At 65.0% G+C, this 18,303-nt stretch carries 1 protein-coding gene (only partly in view); it reads right to left on the bottom strand.

Translation table 11 applies throughout. The features are described 5' to 3' along the window. A protein-coding gene (locus R3X27_RS02710; RefSeq protein ID WP_317707286.1) for an LEPR-XLL domain-containing protein crosses the window boundary here: on the bottom strand, positions 1-18,303 show its 5' portion. 12,813 nt of this gene lie to the left of the window's left edge; only the first 18,303 of its 31,116 coding nucleotides appear in the window; it begins with the start codon at positions 18,301-18,303; its stop codon lies off the left edge, out of view.

The raw sequence follows: 18,303 nt of genomic DNA, 5'->3' as shown, positions 1-18,303 counted from the left end.
CGATGTATGCCCAAGCGCCGGTGCGGCGGTGCCGGTCGTGTCGACCTCGATCAGCGCCAGCACGTTGATGCGGGTGTCGGACGGCGTCGGTTCGGCCGCAGCCACGACGACATTGCCATCGCCCGTGACCTCGCCGGCCTGCAACCCGGCAACCGTGCGGTCGCCCGACGAGTCGAGCCCACGGAAGTCATAGGTCGTGGCGAGATCCTGAACCCATGCGTCTGCGTAAGCACCGCGGCTCACGCCCTCCAGGTTTCCGGTATCAGGGCGGAACTTGTTGAAATAGACGATGTCCGAATTGTCCGTGTCCACCACTGGCAGATCCGGCGGAATTACCGGGGCCGGAGGCGTGATCTTGTTCTCATGCTTCACGATCACGCCGCCAGCCTGACCGCTATCGGTCTGTTGTTCGGTCACTTGCAACAGCGTGTCCTGATCATCGCCCGAGGCGATGCGGTCGATATTGATCACATAGCCATCGGCGATCTCGTCGGCACTCAGAGGCCGGCGCACAAGAGTGCGCAGGTCCAGACCGACATCATTGCCGGCATCCACGGTAAAGATCTCCGCGCCGGTCAGCGTGTGGCCATTCGCCAGCGCACCGGCCTGACCGATATCGATGGCATCGCCGGCAAGATCGGCATTGTCGAACAGTTCGACCGACTGGCCGTCATCCGACAGTTTGACGAAGTAATACCCGCCATTGCTCAACCCGCTCAGGCCGACCGAACTGGCTTCATAGACGACCATCTGGCCGGTGTAGAACTTGTTGCCGAGACCAAGCAGGATGCGATCGGTCAGGCCACTGACCTGCGAGGTCTTGAAGCCGAAGCTTTCGGGCACATCGTCGCTGTCCACGATGTCCACGTTCACGCGTCCGGTCACGGGCTGACCATAGATGATGGGATCACCGACGTTGTTGTTGGCGTCGATATTCAGGGTATGGGTGCGCACAAGCTGGGTCGCGCGCGGTTGGGTGCTCTCCACCGAGCCGCCATTGGCAGCGCCCGCAAATCCACCGCTGTTGATGATACTGGTCACACCAATCGGGTTGTTGATCACACCGTTCAACTCGACATCGCTGTCGCCGGTATTGGTGATCTCGATCAGGGTCGCGGCCACGTCGGCCTCGATGTCGAACGTGAGCGTGAGGGCCGCCTGCTGGGTAGCATCTGCGGGATTTCCAAACGGGTTCAGCTCGACCACCGGCTGGCGGTCTGCCATCACATCGATGCCGTTGATGATGATGTCTTTGTCGGACTTGTTCAGGATTTCAATGCGTTGCAGGGATTCCCGGAAGGTCCACGTGCCGCCCGAACCGGAAATGGTGTCGGACATGAAGGCAACGTCGCCCGGCCCCGGATTGACGATGTCGTTGACGAAGATCTTGGACGCGGTGATGTCTCCGCTGGTGATCGCGGACCCACCGGTGCCGCCATAACCCGGCGCCGCGCTGTCGTCGATGGTGACGTTGACGGCCGTTTCGATCCCGGCATCGGGGTCGATCGTCAGCTTCTTGACGATCAGTTCCGGCGAGCGACCCGACAGGATCAGCACATCCGAGGAGAAGGCGATATCTTCGTCCTGCTGGTTGTAGCTGCCATCCCGGGTGCTGGAGCCGCCGCTGGCAAGCGAGCGCTTGGAGGCCGTCGCGCTTTGCGGGCGCGAATTGCTGTAGTTTTGCGCATCGACATAGAAGGCCAGCCGCTGGGCGCTGCCCGTCGGCTCCTCGAGATAGTCGAAATCGACCAGGCTGCCGCCAGACGTGTCGCGCGGGCCTGCTGTAACAAGCGCGCCACCGGCGCCATCGACGCTGGTATCGAGATTGTAGGAAGAATAGGCGTCTGCATTGACGTAGCCGAACAGACCGGAGGAGCGCGAATAGGCGTCTGTCTCGACCTTGTTGTTGCGGGCAACCGACACGAAGTCGACGCCTTCCCAACCGGTAATCTTCGCGTTGGATTGCAGATCGACCTTGGTGACTGCTGTCAGGTCGGCGAGTGAACTGGCTTCGCCCTCGGAATAGAATCCGCCGCCGCGACCATCGCTGTCTGCCTGGATCCTCGTGCCGTTGAGATCGGCCTTGAGGCTGACTTCATTGCCTTCGATCTGCGCGCTGCTGCCGATGGTGACCGTCGCATTGGTGTTGTCGACATAGAATTCGGACCGTGCTTCGCCGTCGCCGCCAAAGCCCAGGCCCCTGGCCTTGGACTTCGACTTGCCGTCAACGTCGCCAATGGCCTGAACCTTGGCCAGACCGCCAACGATGATCACGGCGTTGCTGTTGACGGTGGCGTCAGAGCTGAAATCGCCATCCACGAGCGTGTCGGCATCGGCCACGCCGACAAAGCCGCCGGTCGTGGTCTTGGAACTCCCGGTAATGTCGCCATCGACATTGGATTTCAGGGTGAAATTGTTCGATGCAACGATCTGCGTCCCATTGCCGACAATCGCGTCGGAGCGAATGCCGTTGGTTCCGGTATCGGCGAGGATCTTTGCCTTGCCGACGGCCACAAGCCCGCCATTGCCATTGGTCGCATATCCCGACATCTCGATATCGGCATTGCTATCGATGGTCACGCTGTCACCGGCAATGACCAGTGCGGCCGAGATATTGGCCTCGACATCGGGCGAAACGGTGATCGTGCCGGTGTTGGTGCCGACGCTGATGATCCCGCCGCTGGAGCCCTTCACCGTCACCGAGGAGGTGCCGTCTCCGGCCTGCGGGGCGATCACGGCCAGCGAAATGCCGCCCGGTCCGTTGAGTTTGTCGATGCCGTTCAGCCCGCCCTGCACGTCGATGCGCAGCTCGTAGACCTGGTTCTCGTCGGCGCCTTCCAGCAGATCGATGCCGTAAATGCCGATCCGATGGTTGCTGCCGTCGCTGGACGGTGCGGTGAAGCTGATCGCGGTGCCGCTCTTTTCGGTCGAGAGCTGGATCTCGGTCCCGCTTTCCCCGACCACGTAATAGGTCTGACCATCGACCAGCCCGCCGATCGGCGCGTTTTCGACCTTGGTCAGCGTGTGGATCCGACCATCGGCCTCGTCCGGTCCGTTCCCGTCGGTGTCCTTGTCCGGTGACAGGGCGATCACTGCGGAGTCGAAACTGTCCGTTGCCGCAACGGTCCGCTGCGCGATCGCGTCGGAATAGGTCGTGCCGCTGTCGCCGGTATAGGCGGTCGTCAGACGGATGGTTGCGCCGCTCACCGAGGCAATCGTGCCGGTCAGGCCGCTATAGCCGCCCAGGTTGAGCAGCTCCAGGGTGCCGCTGGTAATACCGGCCTGCGACCATGTTCCCGATGTCAGGGTCAGGGTCAGGCGGTTGTCGGTGCCTGCACCGGGGTCGATATCCTCGAACCCGATGGTCATGCCGCGATCGACCCGCGTGATGGCGCTGAAATTCTGGGAATCGGAAATCGCCAGAGTCGAACCGGAAATCGACTTGATCGTGTAGCCGCCCGCCGGGCTGTCATTGCTGCCCGCATTGGTGACGATGATCTTGTCGCCGACCTTGAAGCCGGCATCGGCCCAGTCCCCGCCATCCTCGCGCAGGAGCTGGTCTTCGCCGCCCGCGGTGCGGACGTAATAGACATCGGTGTCAAACGTGTCGGAATATTTCAGCTGCACCGAATTGCTGTCGGAGTTGAACACGCGATAGGTGCGGTTGTGCTCCAGCCCGCCGATGGGCGTGGTGTCGGCCGTCTCGGTGACGGTCGAGGCCGGCGGCGTATTGACGACAGCGAAGGAGGTGGTTTCCTCCGCCGTGTAGACCACGAGGTCGCCGTTCGAGAAACCGTGCGATTTCAGGTTGCCGTCATCATCGACAAAATAGATCCGGTCATTGTCCGTCGAGTTCGACTGTTGGCTGAGGTCGATATTGGCACCGCCGGCAACCAGGACGAGATTTGCCGCAGAAACATCCACCTGCGAGGTTCGGAACTCCTGCCCGCCCGGCGCGTAATAGGTCATGACATCGTCGAGTTCGTAATCGCTGGTCGAAACGTCGATCCAGCTGCCGGAGACATCGCTCGGCTTGAAGCCGTCGAAATTGGCAGTGACATAGTCTTCGAGTTCACCTTGCGTCTTGGCGAAGCTGTCGACGAGCCGGATTGTCGTGCCGTCGATCACCCGCACCCAGAACGTGCTGCCGGACGCGTCCTCTATATCGGTGGCGGTCCCGCTCACCTGGCGCAGGACAACCTTGTCGCCGTCGAGGAAGTTATGCGCGACATCGAAAGTGATCTCGTCGCGCAGCCAGTCGATGGTCGTGCCGTTGAATTCATTGCCGAACGCCACGATGTCGTCGGTAACGCGGATCGTGTTGTAGCTGCGGTCCTCGAAGCCAAGATCGGGAACCTCGACCTGTCCGGACAGGCCCGAGATCGGGCTGCCATTGGCGGCATATTCCACCACATCCCCGGTCTCGAGGCCGTGGGTCACCACGGTCACCGTGTCATTGATGGTGTCGGTGGCCGCGATTTCGTAAGTCGGGACAGTGCCCGCCTGCGGCACGATATCCGCGTCCACGGTCACGTTGCCGCCAGCATCGATCACCGTGCCGGCGCGGATAATCGCGGTGGCTTTCGGGGTGATATCGACATTGGACTTGGACAGGGCAACGGACACACCGCCGCCGCCAACGCCCTTGGTGTAGCCGTCCGCCTCCGGGTCGGCATAGGCCGTCACGGTGATATTGCCGGAGGCAAGGATCGAGACGTTCCGGCCGATCGCGGCTTCGACTTCCGGGTTCACCGTGGCGTTGGAATCGTTTTCCTGTACGGCGATGACACCGCCACCAGCGGCATTGCTGCGCGCATTGGCCGTGTCCTGCGAGGTGGCGGTGATTGTCAGCCCGCCAATGCTGTAATCCTGGGCGCCGATGGTGCCCTGGTCGAGGATCCGGGCCTTCGCCTTGCCGCTTGCGGTGGCAAAGCTGTCGGTGATGCCGACCGCGGCGAGGATGCCGACATTCAGCCCCTCGGTTCTCGCTTCGGCCTTGTTGACGCCCGTGGCGGTGATGGTCACGCCGGACGGAGCGGTTATGTCCACATCGCCATCGATATAGGAATCGAGATCAGCGCTGCTGGTCGCGGTCGATATATTGACCTGCGCGCCGAAGCCCGAAACCCCGGCGGCCTCGGCCTTGGCATAGGCCCGCTTGGTCGTGCCGAAATTATGCGAGGAGGTCACGGCCACGGAGGCCGCGCTGATGACGCCGCCGAGGATCTCGGCATTGATATCCGGCGTCATGGTGGCCGTGGCCGAGCCATAGCCAACGCTGCCAAGACCCACCGACACGGTATCGGTGCGGGCGTCAGTCTCGCCCTGGGAATCCACGTCGACAATCACCGCACCGGTCACAGTCGCACCATTGGTCAGCCGCGCCACGAGCGTCGGAGAGGCATTTGCCACAACAACGGCCCCCACGGCCGTCGCCAGACCGCCGCCGCCGCCTTCCGCGTCGGCGTCCGCCGCGTTGCGGGCGGTTGTGCGGACGGTCAGGTTGCCGCCGCCGGTCACGTTGCCGGCCATTTCAGCCGTCGCGCCGCCATCGGCATTGGCCGTGGCATACATGCCGCCGACACCAAGCAATCCGACAGAAACCGCAATCGTGTCGGCCTTGGCGTAATTTCGCAGGTAAGAGGTGACGTTGATGTCCCCGGGACCTGCATCGATATCACCGCCGGACCCGACGGTTGCTGCAACATTCACATTCGCATTGGCAATGCCGACCGCGCCCTGAAGCGAGATCACGCCGCCGCCGCCAGCGATGGCCTCCACCCGCGCCCCGCGGCTGGAATCGTCCTGATTGTGGATCGCCTTGACGTCGAGCCCCAGCGTGGTTGCGGTGAACCCGGTGCCGATCGATGCCGCCACGACGGACTCCACCCCGGCTTCAGCATAGCTCAGGCCGATGCCAAGCGCGCCAGCGCTCACGCCGATGATCTTGGAATAGGCATCGTGGTTGCTCTTGGCCTGGACCGTCACCTTTCCGGAACTCTTGAGCGCGACGCTGTCGCCGATGGAGGCGGTGACCTGCGGCTGGATATAGACTTCGCTTGTGTTGACGGTGACCGCGCCGATGCCCACCGACACGGCGGTGGTGGTCGCGGAGGCGTCGATGGTCGAGTTGGCTTTGACGTTGACCGCCCCGACGGTCTCGTCCGTGGTCTGGCCGATCTGGGCGCCCGTGCCGATACGGGCAAGGGTATCGTCCGTTGCGCTGTTGCCGTCATCCATGTTGAGCCGGGTGACGTTGACGCCGCCGGCCACGCCGCCGGCCTTGATCGAATAGGCCGTTGCAGTCGCGTCCTGGGTGTTGGTTGCGATCACGTCGATGGAGGCAGCGTCGTCGACGCTGGCCGTATCGCTGATCTCGGCAACCTGCTTGCTGGAATCGTTCAGGATCCCGACGCCGGCACCGAGCGCGATGCCACCGGCATGCACGCCGATGCTGGTCAGGTCGGTGATCCGCTTGCCATTGGCCGTGACGTCGATATCGCCTTCGGCATCGGTGTCGCCGCCCAGCTTGGAGCGGACATTGCTGTTGAGGCTGATGAGGGTGACGGCCGCGCCAACCGCGCCGAGACCCGCGCTCGCCGTACCACTGTAAACGGTGGTGGTGATGCGTTCGTCGGCGGCCACCCCGACATCGCCGCCGGTATCGATATTGACCCCGGCCTGCACGATCGCGGTCGTGCCGGGTTCCAACGGATCGGGTGCTGCGAGCCGCGCATTGATATCCGCCGCACTCACGGTCTTGTCCGCCGCCATGGCCGAGCTCAGCCCGGCCGTCGCCCGGCTGTCGGCGCTGTTGGCAACGCCATCGCCATTGGCATCCATGTCGCCGAGCGCCGTATCGACCTCGCCGCCGGCATCATTGGAGACGCCACCGGCCTCGGCCTTGGAATCCGTCCCGTTCAGCTCCAGCGCCTTGCTGTCGCCCTTGGTTCCGCCGGACTGCTTGTCGCCGCCATCCTCGTAGAAATCGTCAAACTCCTCGCCGATGGTAAAGACGGCAATCGAACCGCCAACGGCGACAACGCCCCCCGAACCGCTCATCGTGAAGCCGACAAGTTCCTTCTGGGACAAGGCGTTGACCTCGACGCGATCCTCGGCGCTGACAAGCGCGCCAGAACCGATGAAGGCGCTGGTGTCGTTGCGGATCGAGCCGAAGCTTACCGAGCCAGCGATCCCGACGATCCCGCCGCCCAGCGAGACCGTCGCCGAAGTCAGGGAGGTGCGGTTGGCCGCGCCAACCCAGACGCCCTGCAGGGCGTGCACATCATTGCTGGCGAAATTCGCGCTGCCGCGGTTTATCTGCGCACCCGCCCCGATGGAGGCAGTGGTGTCGCTGTCGATCACCGTCACGGCGACGGCACCGGCGACGCCGGCATAGAACCCGCCTGCCCCGGCAAAGGCCAGGTTGAGGAAGTCTTCGCTCGACTCGGCCTGCACGATCACGCCATGCGCTGTTTCGGTATCGAAAGTGCCGTCCGCCAGGACCGTCCCGTTCAGGATCCCGGCTTCGCCGTCGCCACCAAGGGCGTCGACACTGGCACCGGCACCAATCGATGCGTCGGTCGACTTGTCGAACAGAACGACGCCGACAGAGGCGCCGATCCCGGCGGCCCCGATGCCGAGGCCCAACCCGCCGGTGATGATATCGGCCGAGGTGTGATCCTCGGCAAACACGAGCACGTCGCCGCCAGCCTCGACATTGGCCGAGCCACCGATCAGCGCGCTGGTCGTGTTGTTCACCGAGACGACGGCCACGCCGCCGCCGACGGCCACCGCGCCGCTGCCTGCGATACCGGCGGCCACGACGAGGAAGCTCTCCTCGGCCCGGGCAATGACGGACACGTCGTTCTTCGCATCGACAATGGCAGAGGTGCCAATGCTCGCGGTTGTGTTCAGCGTGACAACAGAGACGTCCACGCCCGGCGCCGCGGCGACCGAGCCCGCGATCGCGATGCCCGCGCCGATGCCGACATGGCTGAAATCGGCGGCAGCCGCGACGAGCACGGATTGACCAGCATGGGCATCTGCCATGCCGTCCTGGTTGATGCGGGCAGAATTGCCGATCGTCGCGGAGGTAGTCGAACTGGCGATGTTCACCGCCGCGCCGACGGACACACCGACGGACCCGGCCGCCGAGAAGCCGAAGGCCAGCGATTCAATGTCGTCCTTGGCGGAGGCCGAGACGGCCACGCCGCGGAAGTCCAGCGCCTCGGCACTGGCTTCGCGCTGGTTGCTGATGCCCGGATCGTCGATGTCATCCGAGGTCGTTGCAGCGTCTTCTTCTTCCTTGGTGTCGTAGAGATTGGTCTCCGCATCGATTGTCGGCACGCCGATCTCCAGCGCATCGGCATCGGGACGGTCTCCCTCCTGCACCTGCAGGTCGCTCTCGGTCACACCCTCCTTGGCGTCGCCCATCGGGTTGACGATGAACCGACCCGTTCGAGCGGACACCGTGTCATTGCCCTCGCCCGTCACCCGCGCATTCGCACCGATGCTCGCTTCGGTGACCTTGGTAAGCACGGCCACACCGACGCCACCGCCGACGCCGGCGGATCCGGCCGCCGAGGCGCCCCCTACAAGCAGGTCGGCCTCGGTCTCGGCAATTGCCTGGACCAGCACGCTGCCGCTGGCATGTATATCGGCATAGGGGCCGACAATCGCCCGCGTCGTCGGGGTCAGCACATAGACATCGGCCGCGATGCTCACGGCCAGGGTGCCGCCGCCGGCCGCGGCGACGGAGAAGGTCTTGAGGTCTTCGATACTGGTCGCCGCGACCACGACATTGCCATCGGCGACGATGAAGCCGTTGGTATCGCTGGCATGCACATAAAGACCGTTATTGCCGATGAAGGCATCGGTGTTCTTGACGATCGTATGCACGTTCACGCCCGCGCCGATCCCGGCGCTCGACCCGATGCCGAGCGCGCCGGCCACCGACAGGATCTCGGTGGTGGCGCTGGCCTGGACGAACACGCCCGGGTCGATGGCATCGCCATCCCGCTGTGCCGTGATGCCCACGTAGTCGCCGATCCTGGCCTTGGTGTTCTCGGTCATCACCGTGACGAGCACCGTGCCGCCAATACCGGCAGAACTGGCCGAGGCGGCCCCTGCTGCGGCGATATCGAGGATCTTCTCGTAAGAGCTGGCGGTGACCGAAAGACCGGTCGATCCGCCGGTGGTGACGGAGGCGTGGTTGCCGATCTCCGCAATCACGTCATCCTCATGCACCAGCACGGTGGAGGCAATGCCTGCCGCGGCGCTGCCGAGGCTGACGGCCACACCACCCGCAAGGAAGAGAAGGTCGAAATCGCCATTGGCCGAAACCGTCACATCGCCCTGCGCGGCGCTGAGCGTGGACGCGTCGAGTGCCGTTCCGGATTCGACATAGGCCTTGGTCTCGCTGTCGATGACCAGAACGCCCACGGACAGGGCGAAGGCAAGGGAGTCGCTCGACAGACCGAAGGTGGCCGCAACCGAGGTGAAATCGTCATCCGAGGACGCGGTGACCGCAATGTCGCCACCGGTCGTCACGAGGTCCGCACGGTTGCCGACCCAGGCAAGGGTGCTGCGCTCGATCACGTTGACGTCGACAGACACGCCAACCCCGACGCCGCCAAGCGAAACGCCGACGCCGCCGGCTGCGGTAAAGAGCGTCAGCACATCACTGGCCGAAACGGTGATGTCGCCCGCCGCATTCACCGTGGTGCCATCGTCGATATGGGCCTCGGTATTGATGTCCATGACATTCACACTGGCAGAACCGCCCGCAGCATTTCCACCGCCAGACCCGGCAATGCCGGCCGCGAAGTTCGTTGCGGCAAGTTCGAAATCGTCGAGCGTGTCGATCCCCGTATTGAGACCGAGCGTCTCCTTCAACGGCACAAGCGAGGCGTCGGCGGTGACCGAGACCGCGCCGTTGCTGGCGGAAATGGTGCCGCCAGTGCCAATGCTGGCCTTGGTGTCGAGATCGTTGACGATATTGACCGACACGGCGAGGCCGACGCCAGTGCCCGACGTGCTCAGCGCTCCGCCGCCCGAAAGGTTCTGGAGCTGGTTGTAGCTGGTCGCGGCCATCGAGATGTCGCCGCTTACCGCAGTCACGCTGGCGGAATTGCCGATCTCGGCCTCATGCGCGATGTCGATATAGTTGATCGCGATGGAACCACCCACGGCGGTGTTCTTGCCCACAGCGCCCGAAAGCGCGCGCACCTGGAAGGTGTTGATCTTGAACGCGCCGGCTTCAAACGGCTGGACCGCACGCACGGTCACGCTGGAACCGCTCACGGTGGCGGTGTCGCCGATCCGTGCCTTGGCGTCGAACTCGGTGATATTGAGACCAACCGCAGCCGCCACCCCGGTGTTGGAGGTGAGCTTGGTCGCCGTGGCGATGGCCAGCGCCTTGGCGGTCACGAGCGAGGTGGTTTCCACTGTCACCGCACCGCTGCCGGTCACGGTCACGCCATCGGCGATCTCCGCATTGACCTCGGCGTTGAGGTAATTGACCGAAACCGTGGCCGCGACGGAGGTGCCGCCGCTGGAGCTGCCGCTGCCGCCGCCCTTGCTCTTCAGGCCGGTGCCCGACTGGCCCGAGGCGTTGCTGTCGCCGGTGTTGAACAGACCGGTGCCGGTGGTCGCCCCACCGCCAGTTGAATCGTTGGACCCGCCGCCCTTGCCTGTTGCCTGGCCGGTCTCGTCGGCGACCATCGCATCGGATTCCTTGCCGCCATCGCCCGCGGATTTGCCGCCCTTGGCGCTGGCGCGGGAATCCGTGATCGAGCTGAGAATCGCATCGCCGGTCACGGTGATGTCGCCCGCCCCGGTGATGGACCGCGCGATTTTCGCGTCGGTATCGCTGCTGCCGATATTGAGTGCAATCGAGGCCCCAACACCGACATTGCCGCCGGCGGCTTCGCCATCGGCTTGCGTCAGGATCGTCGCGTCATGATCGGCAATCGCGCTCAGCGTGCCGCCGGTCAGGGCAAGCGCACCGCTGCCGGAACCGATATGAGCTTCGGTCGTGGCCTCGATATAGGTCACGGCAATCGCACCACCGATTGCCGTGCCGCCGGCCGCGCCGGCCTCGGCCTTGGTCATCGGCTGGTCGTCTGCGCTCGGAGCAAGGCTCGATCGGGCCTCGACCTCGAAGGAGGCCGCCGTGCCGTTGATCGTCGTGCCGTCATTGACCTTGGCTGTCGTGTCGTCAAAGGCGATCAGCAGCGCAATGCTGGCGCCCACGCCGGTGCCTTTGCTGCCGGCCTGCCCGGTGGCGTCGGCCAGAACTTCATGCTCGGCGATGTTGGTTGCGGTGATCGCAACGGCCCCTGCACCATCGGTCAGTGTCAGGCTGGAGCCGCCAAAGACCGCGTCCGTGGTCGCGTTCACGACGCTCAGCGCAAAGGAGCCCGAGACTCCGATATCGTTGCTGGCGCCAGAGGCGCCAGAAGCGCCTTTCGCGGTGTATTTGTGCTTCGTGTTGCCGTCGACATTTCGCATCGTGGCCGAGAGGACCAGACCGCCGGCAACGATGGTCGAGCCGGTGCCGACCGTCGCCGCGTTGGTCATGGTGGCGACGTTGATCGCAACGCCCACGCCGACAGCCGTGCTGCCGGACCCCTTGGCGGCGGCGGAGCCGTCCGCATTGGCCGTTGCATCCATGTTGTTCGTGGTCACAAGCGAAAGCGCGCCGCCATTTGCGGTCACGTTGATCGTATCGGCGATGGTCGCCCGCGCGGCCGAGGTCGAGACATTGACCGAAAGCGCCGCTGCGACAGACACGCTGCCGCCACTGCCGCTGGCCGACTGGCCGGAGGATTTCGAGCCGCCGGACTTGCTGTTGGCGAGGGTCGTGGCCTTGGTTTGCTGGTTATCGGCCGTGGTGTTTCCGTTCGCGGATTCCTGGGTCTTGCTCGTGCCTTCGGAGGAGGCCTTGGCCTCGGTGATCGAAGACCCGTCCCCATGCGCCGTCAGGCTCACCGACCCGCCGGCCACGACATCGTTCTCGAGCAGGGCTTCGGCCGTGTCGTCGACGAAACCGAGCGCGATTGCCGCGCCAATCGCGGTGCTGGCCGTCGCCGTACCGTCAGCCGTGGTGGTTGTTGTGCCGTGATTGTCGGCCAACAGGCTCAGGCTACCGCCGATCGACAGCGCGCCGCTGCTCAGCAGGCCGATCTTCGCGCGCGCAACCTGATCGATCACGGAGATCGCGAAGGCACCGCCGACGCCCGTCCCTTTGCCGGACACGGCGCCGCCACTGGCACTGGTCGTGTTCTCGCCGGAATTCGTCGCCGAGATCGTCACGTCGCCGCCGCCGGTCACGCTGGCGCCGGCATCGATTTCAGCCTCAACCAGCGAGTTGACCACGTTGATGGCGATCGAGACGCCAACACCCGTACTGGAGGCCTCTGCGGAGGCCGTGGCCGCGACATCCGCCGTGCTCTGAGAGGCGGCGGTCAGCGCGATATCCCCATCACCGGCAACGACGCTCGCTGCGGGCGCGATGGCGGCGCGCGTATCCGCATCGACGATGCTCAGCGCAAAGGAGCCGGCGACGCCGGTTGCGCCGTCAGACGCGCCGGATTCCGCGGTCGCGCCAAAGGCATGTGTTCCGTCCGCCCCGCCATCGTCCTTCATCGTGGCAGAGGCGTCGAACCCGCCGGTCACGCTGCCCGAGATCAGTTCGGCCTGATTGTCCATATCGGCCACGTTGATCGCGATACCAACGCCAACAGCGGTGCCGGTGGTCGGGTCGGCGCTGCCGGCCGATGCCGATCCGTCGCCCGACGCGGAGGCGTCCATGTCCGCTTCAGTCGTCAGCGAGACGTCGCCGTCGATCGTGATGCCTTCAATCGATGCAATGGCGCTGAGGTTGGAGACATTCAGGCCAAGTGCTGCGCCAACACTGGTGTTGCTGGAACCATCGTTTTCAGTTCCGGCCTTCGCCGCGTCGGAGGTGCTGTCGCCATCACCCGACTTGTCGTTGGCGGTGCCAATGGCACCCTGTTTCTGATCCTCGCCATCGGTGGCTTCGCTCTCGTCGGCGCCCGCCGCCGAGGCAATGGCTTCGACACTCGAAGCTCCGTCCGCCCGCGCTGTCAGAGCGACCGTGCCGCCGGCAGTGACGTTTCGATCAAGGTCCGCTTCGCTGGCATCATCGACAAAGGCAACTGCGATCGAGGCGCCGATCGCGGCGCTGGAGCCGCTCACATCGCTGCCTGCGGTGGTTTCGCTGCTGCCCGAATGGGTCGCGGCAAGGGTAATTCCACCGCTCACGTCAAGCGCCGTACCGGTGCCGATGCGCGCCAGAGTTGCGCGGTCATGCACGTCGATGGAAATCGCGCCGCCGACGCCTGTGCCATCCTGTGCACCTGCGCCGGACTCAGCGCTCGTGGTCGAGGAATGCGCGCCGTCAGCAGTGACACTCACCGCCGCGCCATCGCTTAGAATAGAAAGGTCGGACAGCTCGGCCGTGGTCATCGCATCGGTCACGCTGATTGCAATCGAGACACCCACGCCGGTCGAACCGCCGTCCTGGCTTGCAATTGCTTCGACGGCGGTCGCGCTGGCCGAGGCGGCGTCGATTTCGAGATCGCCGGTGCCGAGATCCAGCTGCGCGGACCCTTCCATCGCCGCGCGCGTCTCCATCGACACGATGTTGAGGGCAAAGGAGCCGGCCACGCCGGTATCGCCTTCGGACGCCCCGGATTCCGCGCTGGCACCGAAGCCATGCTCACCATCGCCGGTATCCGTCATCACGGCGGAAATGCCGACATCTCCACCACCGGTGATCGTCACGTCGCCGCTGCTCAGGAGCGCGGCGGTATTGTCCATATCGGCCACGTTGATGGCGATGGCCACGCCGACGGCAGTCCCCGTGCCGTCTCCGCCGGTGGCGGCGGAGCCATCGGCATCCGCCGACCCGCCCATGTCGTTGCTACTCGACAGGGTCAGTCCGGATGCCGTCACGCTGGTGCCAAGCGTTGCCGTCGCGGAGGCGCTGGACACGTTGAGCGCAAGCGCTGCGCCAACGCTGGTATTGCCGCTGTCTGTTCCGGCCGTGGCATCCGAGGTGGTCATGTCGCCATCGGCGGATTTCTGGTTGGCAAGTCCAATCCCGCTCTGTTTCTGAGCTTCGCCATCGGCGGCTTCGCCCTCGTCGGCGCCAGCAGCCGAGGCAGTGGCCGTTACCGTCGAGGCACCATCGACAAACGCCGACAAGGATACCGTGCCGTCTGCCGTTGCGTCGCGGTCGAGGTCGCCCTCACCGGAATCGTCGACAAAGCCGAGCGCAAGCGCCGCGCCGACGCCGGTTGTGGCCGCACCTTCGACGGTGCCATCCGCATTGGTCGTGGAGGCCCCTGAATGGGTCGCCGCAGCGGAGATATTCCCGGTGACATCCAGCGCCCCACCCGTCCCGATCCGGGCCAGCGTGCTGCGGTCATCGACCGAAATGGCAATCGCGCCGCCAATGGAGGTGTCTCCATCAGCCGCGCCAGCCTCGGCCGTCACATCGGCCTGATGCGCGCCGGTCGCGGTCAGCGCCACGTCGGTGCCGCCGCTCACAACGGCCGCATCCTCGATTTCGGCGGTTGTGATCATATCCGTCACACCGATGGCAACCGAGACCCCGACGCCCGTCGTGTCGGCGCCATCCTGTTCGGATTTCGCCTCGACATCGCTGTCAGTGGTAGAGCTGGCCGTCAGGCTCAGCGCCCCACGCCCATCCGCATCATTCCCGGCTTCCACATCCGCCGTGCCGGCAATCCTGGCTGTGGACCGCGCACCGACGATCAGCAAAGCGAAGGATCCTGCGACACCGGTGGCACCCCCGGACGCGCCGGAGGTCGCCGCGGCCTTGAAGCCGTGATCGGTATCGCCGTCGACATCCTTCATCCCGACGGACAGGGCGACACCACCGGTCGTGGTGTTCACATCCGCGCCGTCACCGATAAAGGCGGTGTTTGTCATGTCGGCGACGTTGATCGCCACAGCCACGCCAACCGTGGTCGCATCGGCCCCGGAAGAGGCGGACCCGTCGGCCGAGGCCTCCGCGCGCATGTTGTTCTCGGCCTCGAGCGCGAGACCGGTTGCATTGACCGTCACGGCCCCGACACTGGCCTCGGCGGTCGCCGTCGAGACATTCAGCGCGAGCGCTGCGGCGACGCTCACATTGCCGGACGCTGCCCCACCGCTGTCGGTATTGGCTGAAGCTTCCATGGGCGTGCCGGCAGAGGTGCCGCCACGGGTATTGGCATAGCTGGTCTGTTCGGCGGCCTGGCTGTCTGCACCGCCGCTGGAGGGATCGGCTTCTTCCTTGGCACCGGCGGCCGACGCCGTGCCGGTCACCACGGAGGCTCCGTCCGCCCGCGCCGTCATCGAGACGCTGCCATCGGCCGTCACGTCCCGGCGCACCCGGGTCAACGCGGAATTGTCGACGAAGCCGAGCGCAATGGCCGCGCCGATTGCCGTGGCGCCACCGCTGGTGTCGCCGCCAGCCGTCACCAGCGTCGATCCGCTATGCACGGCATCGGCATCGACCGATCCGCCCACGGAGAGGCTGCCTGTGTCGCCGAGATCGGCTTCGGTCAGGTTCTCGACCACGGCGATGGCAATGGCGCCGCCGACCGAGGTGTCGGTGCCCGACGCGCCGCCCTCGGCGGTGGTTTCATCGCTATGAGCGCCGGTGGCCGACAGGGTGAGATCCCCCAACGCAAGATCGGCCGGATCACCATAAAGCGCTGCATCCAGAGCGTTGCCATCCAGCGCCGTACGCGCGGTGTGGCTGCCCACATAGAGCGCCACAGACACGCCGATTCCCGTCGCCGCGCCGCCCTCGGTGCTGTTGTTCGGGGTCGCGGAGGTGGTCGTTGCGGTGGCGGAATTGGCCGTGAGCGTCAGGTTAGCCCCGCCCAGTTCGAGCGCGGAACCGGTGGCGACGAAGGCCTGGACATTGGTGGTCACGACATGGATCGCCAGCCCGCCGGCAATGTTCATCTCCGAGGAATCCCCGGCGCCCGACACTGCGGTCAGGATATAGCTGGAATCGGCATCGAGCGTGGCAGAGGCCGACAGCGACGGCGTCACGTATTGGGTCGTGCCACCAAACCAGGACAGCACGGTACTGTCGATCACGCCGATGGCAACGGCAATGCCCACGCCGGTGCCTTCGCCGGCCGTGTTGAGGCCGCTGGCATTGGCGGTGACGGATTCCGTCGCCAGTGCGGCGAGGGACACGCCGGCCGGGCCGGTCGCAAAGACACTGCCCGAGCTGTCGATATAGGTCTCGGTCACGGGGCGGTAATCGGAGACGACAACCGCACCGGCAAAGGTCACGCTGCCGCCGCTGGTGCTGGCATCGTTGGCCGCAAGCTGTTGCTCGGACTCGCTTGCGCCGGCGGAATCCTGCGAACCGCCGGCGGTGGAGGTCGCGCTGGTGGTGATCGAGCTGGTCAATGTCGCGCCGAGATCGACGCTGGTCGGCGCGTTGGTTGCGCCGATGGAGGCGGAATCGGTCACGAAGGCGCTGGTCTCGGCCTGCACTTCCGTCACCGCCACGGTCGCACCCGCAGTGCCGCCCGAACCATCGACCTTCGATGTCACGTCCAGCGTGGTCGCGGCGTGGAGGGTGACCGTGCCGCCCGCATCGATCGAACTGTCGTCATGCACGCCGGTCACGGATTCCGTCAGCACGATGGCAACGGCGATCGCCGCGTCGGTATCGGGCGCTTCACCGCCATCCGCATCTTCCGTCGCCGTCACCGTCAGGTTCACCGCGCTGTCGATATCGACATTGCCGCTGGCCGAAACGATCCCGCCATCGACCGCGCCGCTGTCGTCGCCGATATGAACGGCTGCGGTGGGCAAGGCGATGACCAGCGCGCCGCTGAAGGCGACGCCGGCGCTGAAGGAAATCGGATCGACCTCGAAATCCGCGGTGGCGGTTGCAGACAGAACGACATCGCCGGCAGTCGCGGAGACCGAGCCCAGAATGTCGATCTCCGCCGTTGGCAGGGCAAGGTAGAACCCGTCGACATTGTCCTCCAGGAAGGTCGGCAAGAGACCGGCATCGGTGGCATCGGCCGTGAAGGTCACGGAACTGCCCGTCACCGACCCCGCCGTGGCCACGTCGATCTCTTCGGCATTGATCGAGACATCGCCCGCCGTCAGCGCCCCGACGACGCTCACCCGGTCGAGCCCGTCCTCGCCATTCACCGTGAGGCTGGCCGAGCCGAGATCGACGGTCTGGATTTCCAGCACGTCGCCGGCCGCGGCATTGGCGATCAGTTCGGCCAATGCGCTCGGATTGTCGGACAGGTCGGCGGCAAAGTCGTCGATATTGGGGAAGAGACCGGCATCGTTGCCCATGTTGATGGTGAGGCTGCCGGTCGGGGTCGCGAAAGAGACGGACTCGAAGGTCGGCCCAAGCGGCGGAGCGGCCGCGATGGTGATGATTCCGGCCGTCTGGGACATGATCGCGTCGTCCGACACCGCGGAGAGGTCGACCACGACATCGGCGGCGCCGCTCTCCATCCACACCGGCTCAAGCCCGGTAAATTCCAGCGAAACGCCATCGCGTATGGTCGTGCCGGAAGTCGGGCCGCTGGCGATGTATTCGAACGAGCCGACATCTCCGCCCTCAAAGGACATCGTGTCGTAGCCGCCATCGCCGCCATCCAGCAGTCCGGTAATGGTGCCGGCGCCTTCGACGACAAAGACATCCTCGTTATCCGCGGCGCCGGCAAGGTTCTCGACTTCGGCAAACCTAAGGCCCGACACGGTGCCGGTGTCTGTGCCATCAATACGCCACTCGGTATCGCCCGAGGGTCCGGCCACGGTGTCGCTGCCTGCACCGCCAGAGAAGCTGATGGTCACGCCCGAGGGGAAGGCGCCATCGACGTCGAGTGTCAGGCGGTCATCGCCGCCGGTTCCGGTGATCTGGATTTCCGATGTCTCGGCGAGCGCTTTCTGGTCGACCAGGTCGCCCGTCTCGTCGTCAAAAATCCGGAATGTCTGGGCCGTGGAATCGTACTCCAGGGTGTAGGACGCATCGGTGCCGGCCATCTCGACCGAGAGCGGCATGATGTCTGCGGAGAGCAGGAATCGGGGTTCAAGCGATTCGATTCGGACCGCGGAAACCTTGACGGGCACCCGGCCTTCGCGCGCGGCCTGAAGCGATCGGAGGAACCTGTGGCGCGTCTTGCCTGTGAACCAGCTTTTTCGCTTCGGCGTGGCATCAACTTTCGTAGCACCCTTGAAAAAAGACGTCGTACCAAATGGATAAGCCAT

Source organism: Tropicimonas sp. TH_r6, assembly GCF_033101155.1.
Taxonomy (GTDB): domain Bacteria; phylum Pseudomonadota; class Alphaproteobacteria; order Rhodobacterales; family Rhodobacteraceae; genus Tropicimonas.
Note: the sequence above shows the minus strand (reverse complement) of the source record. Positions and strands in the feature narration are given on the sequence as shown.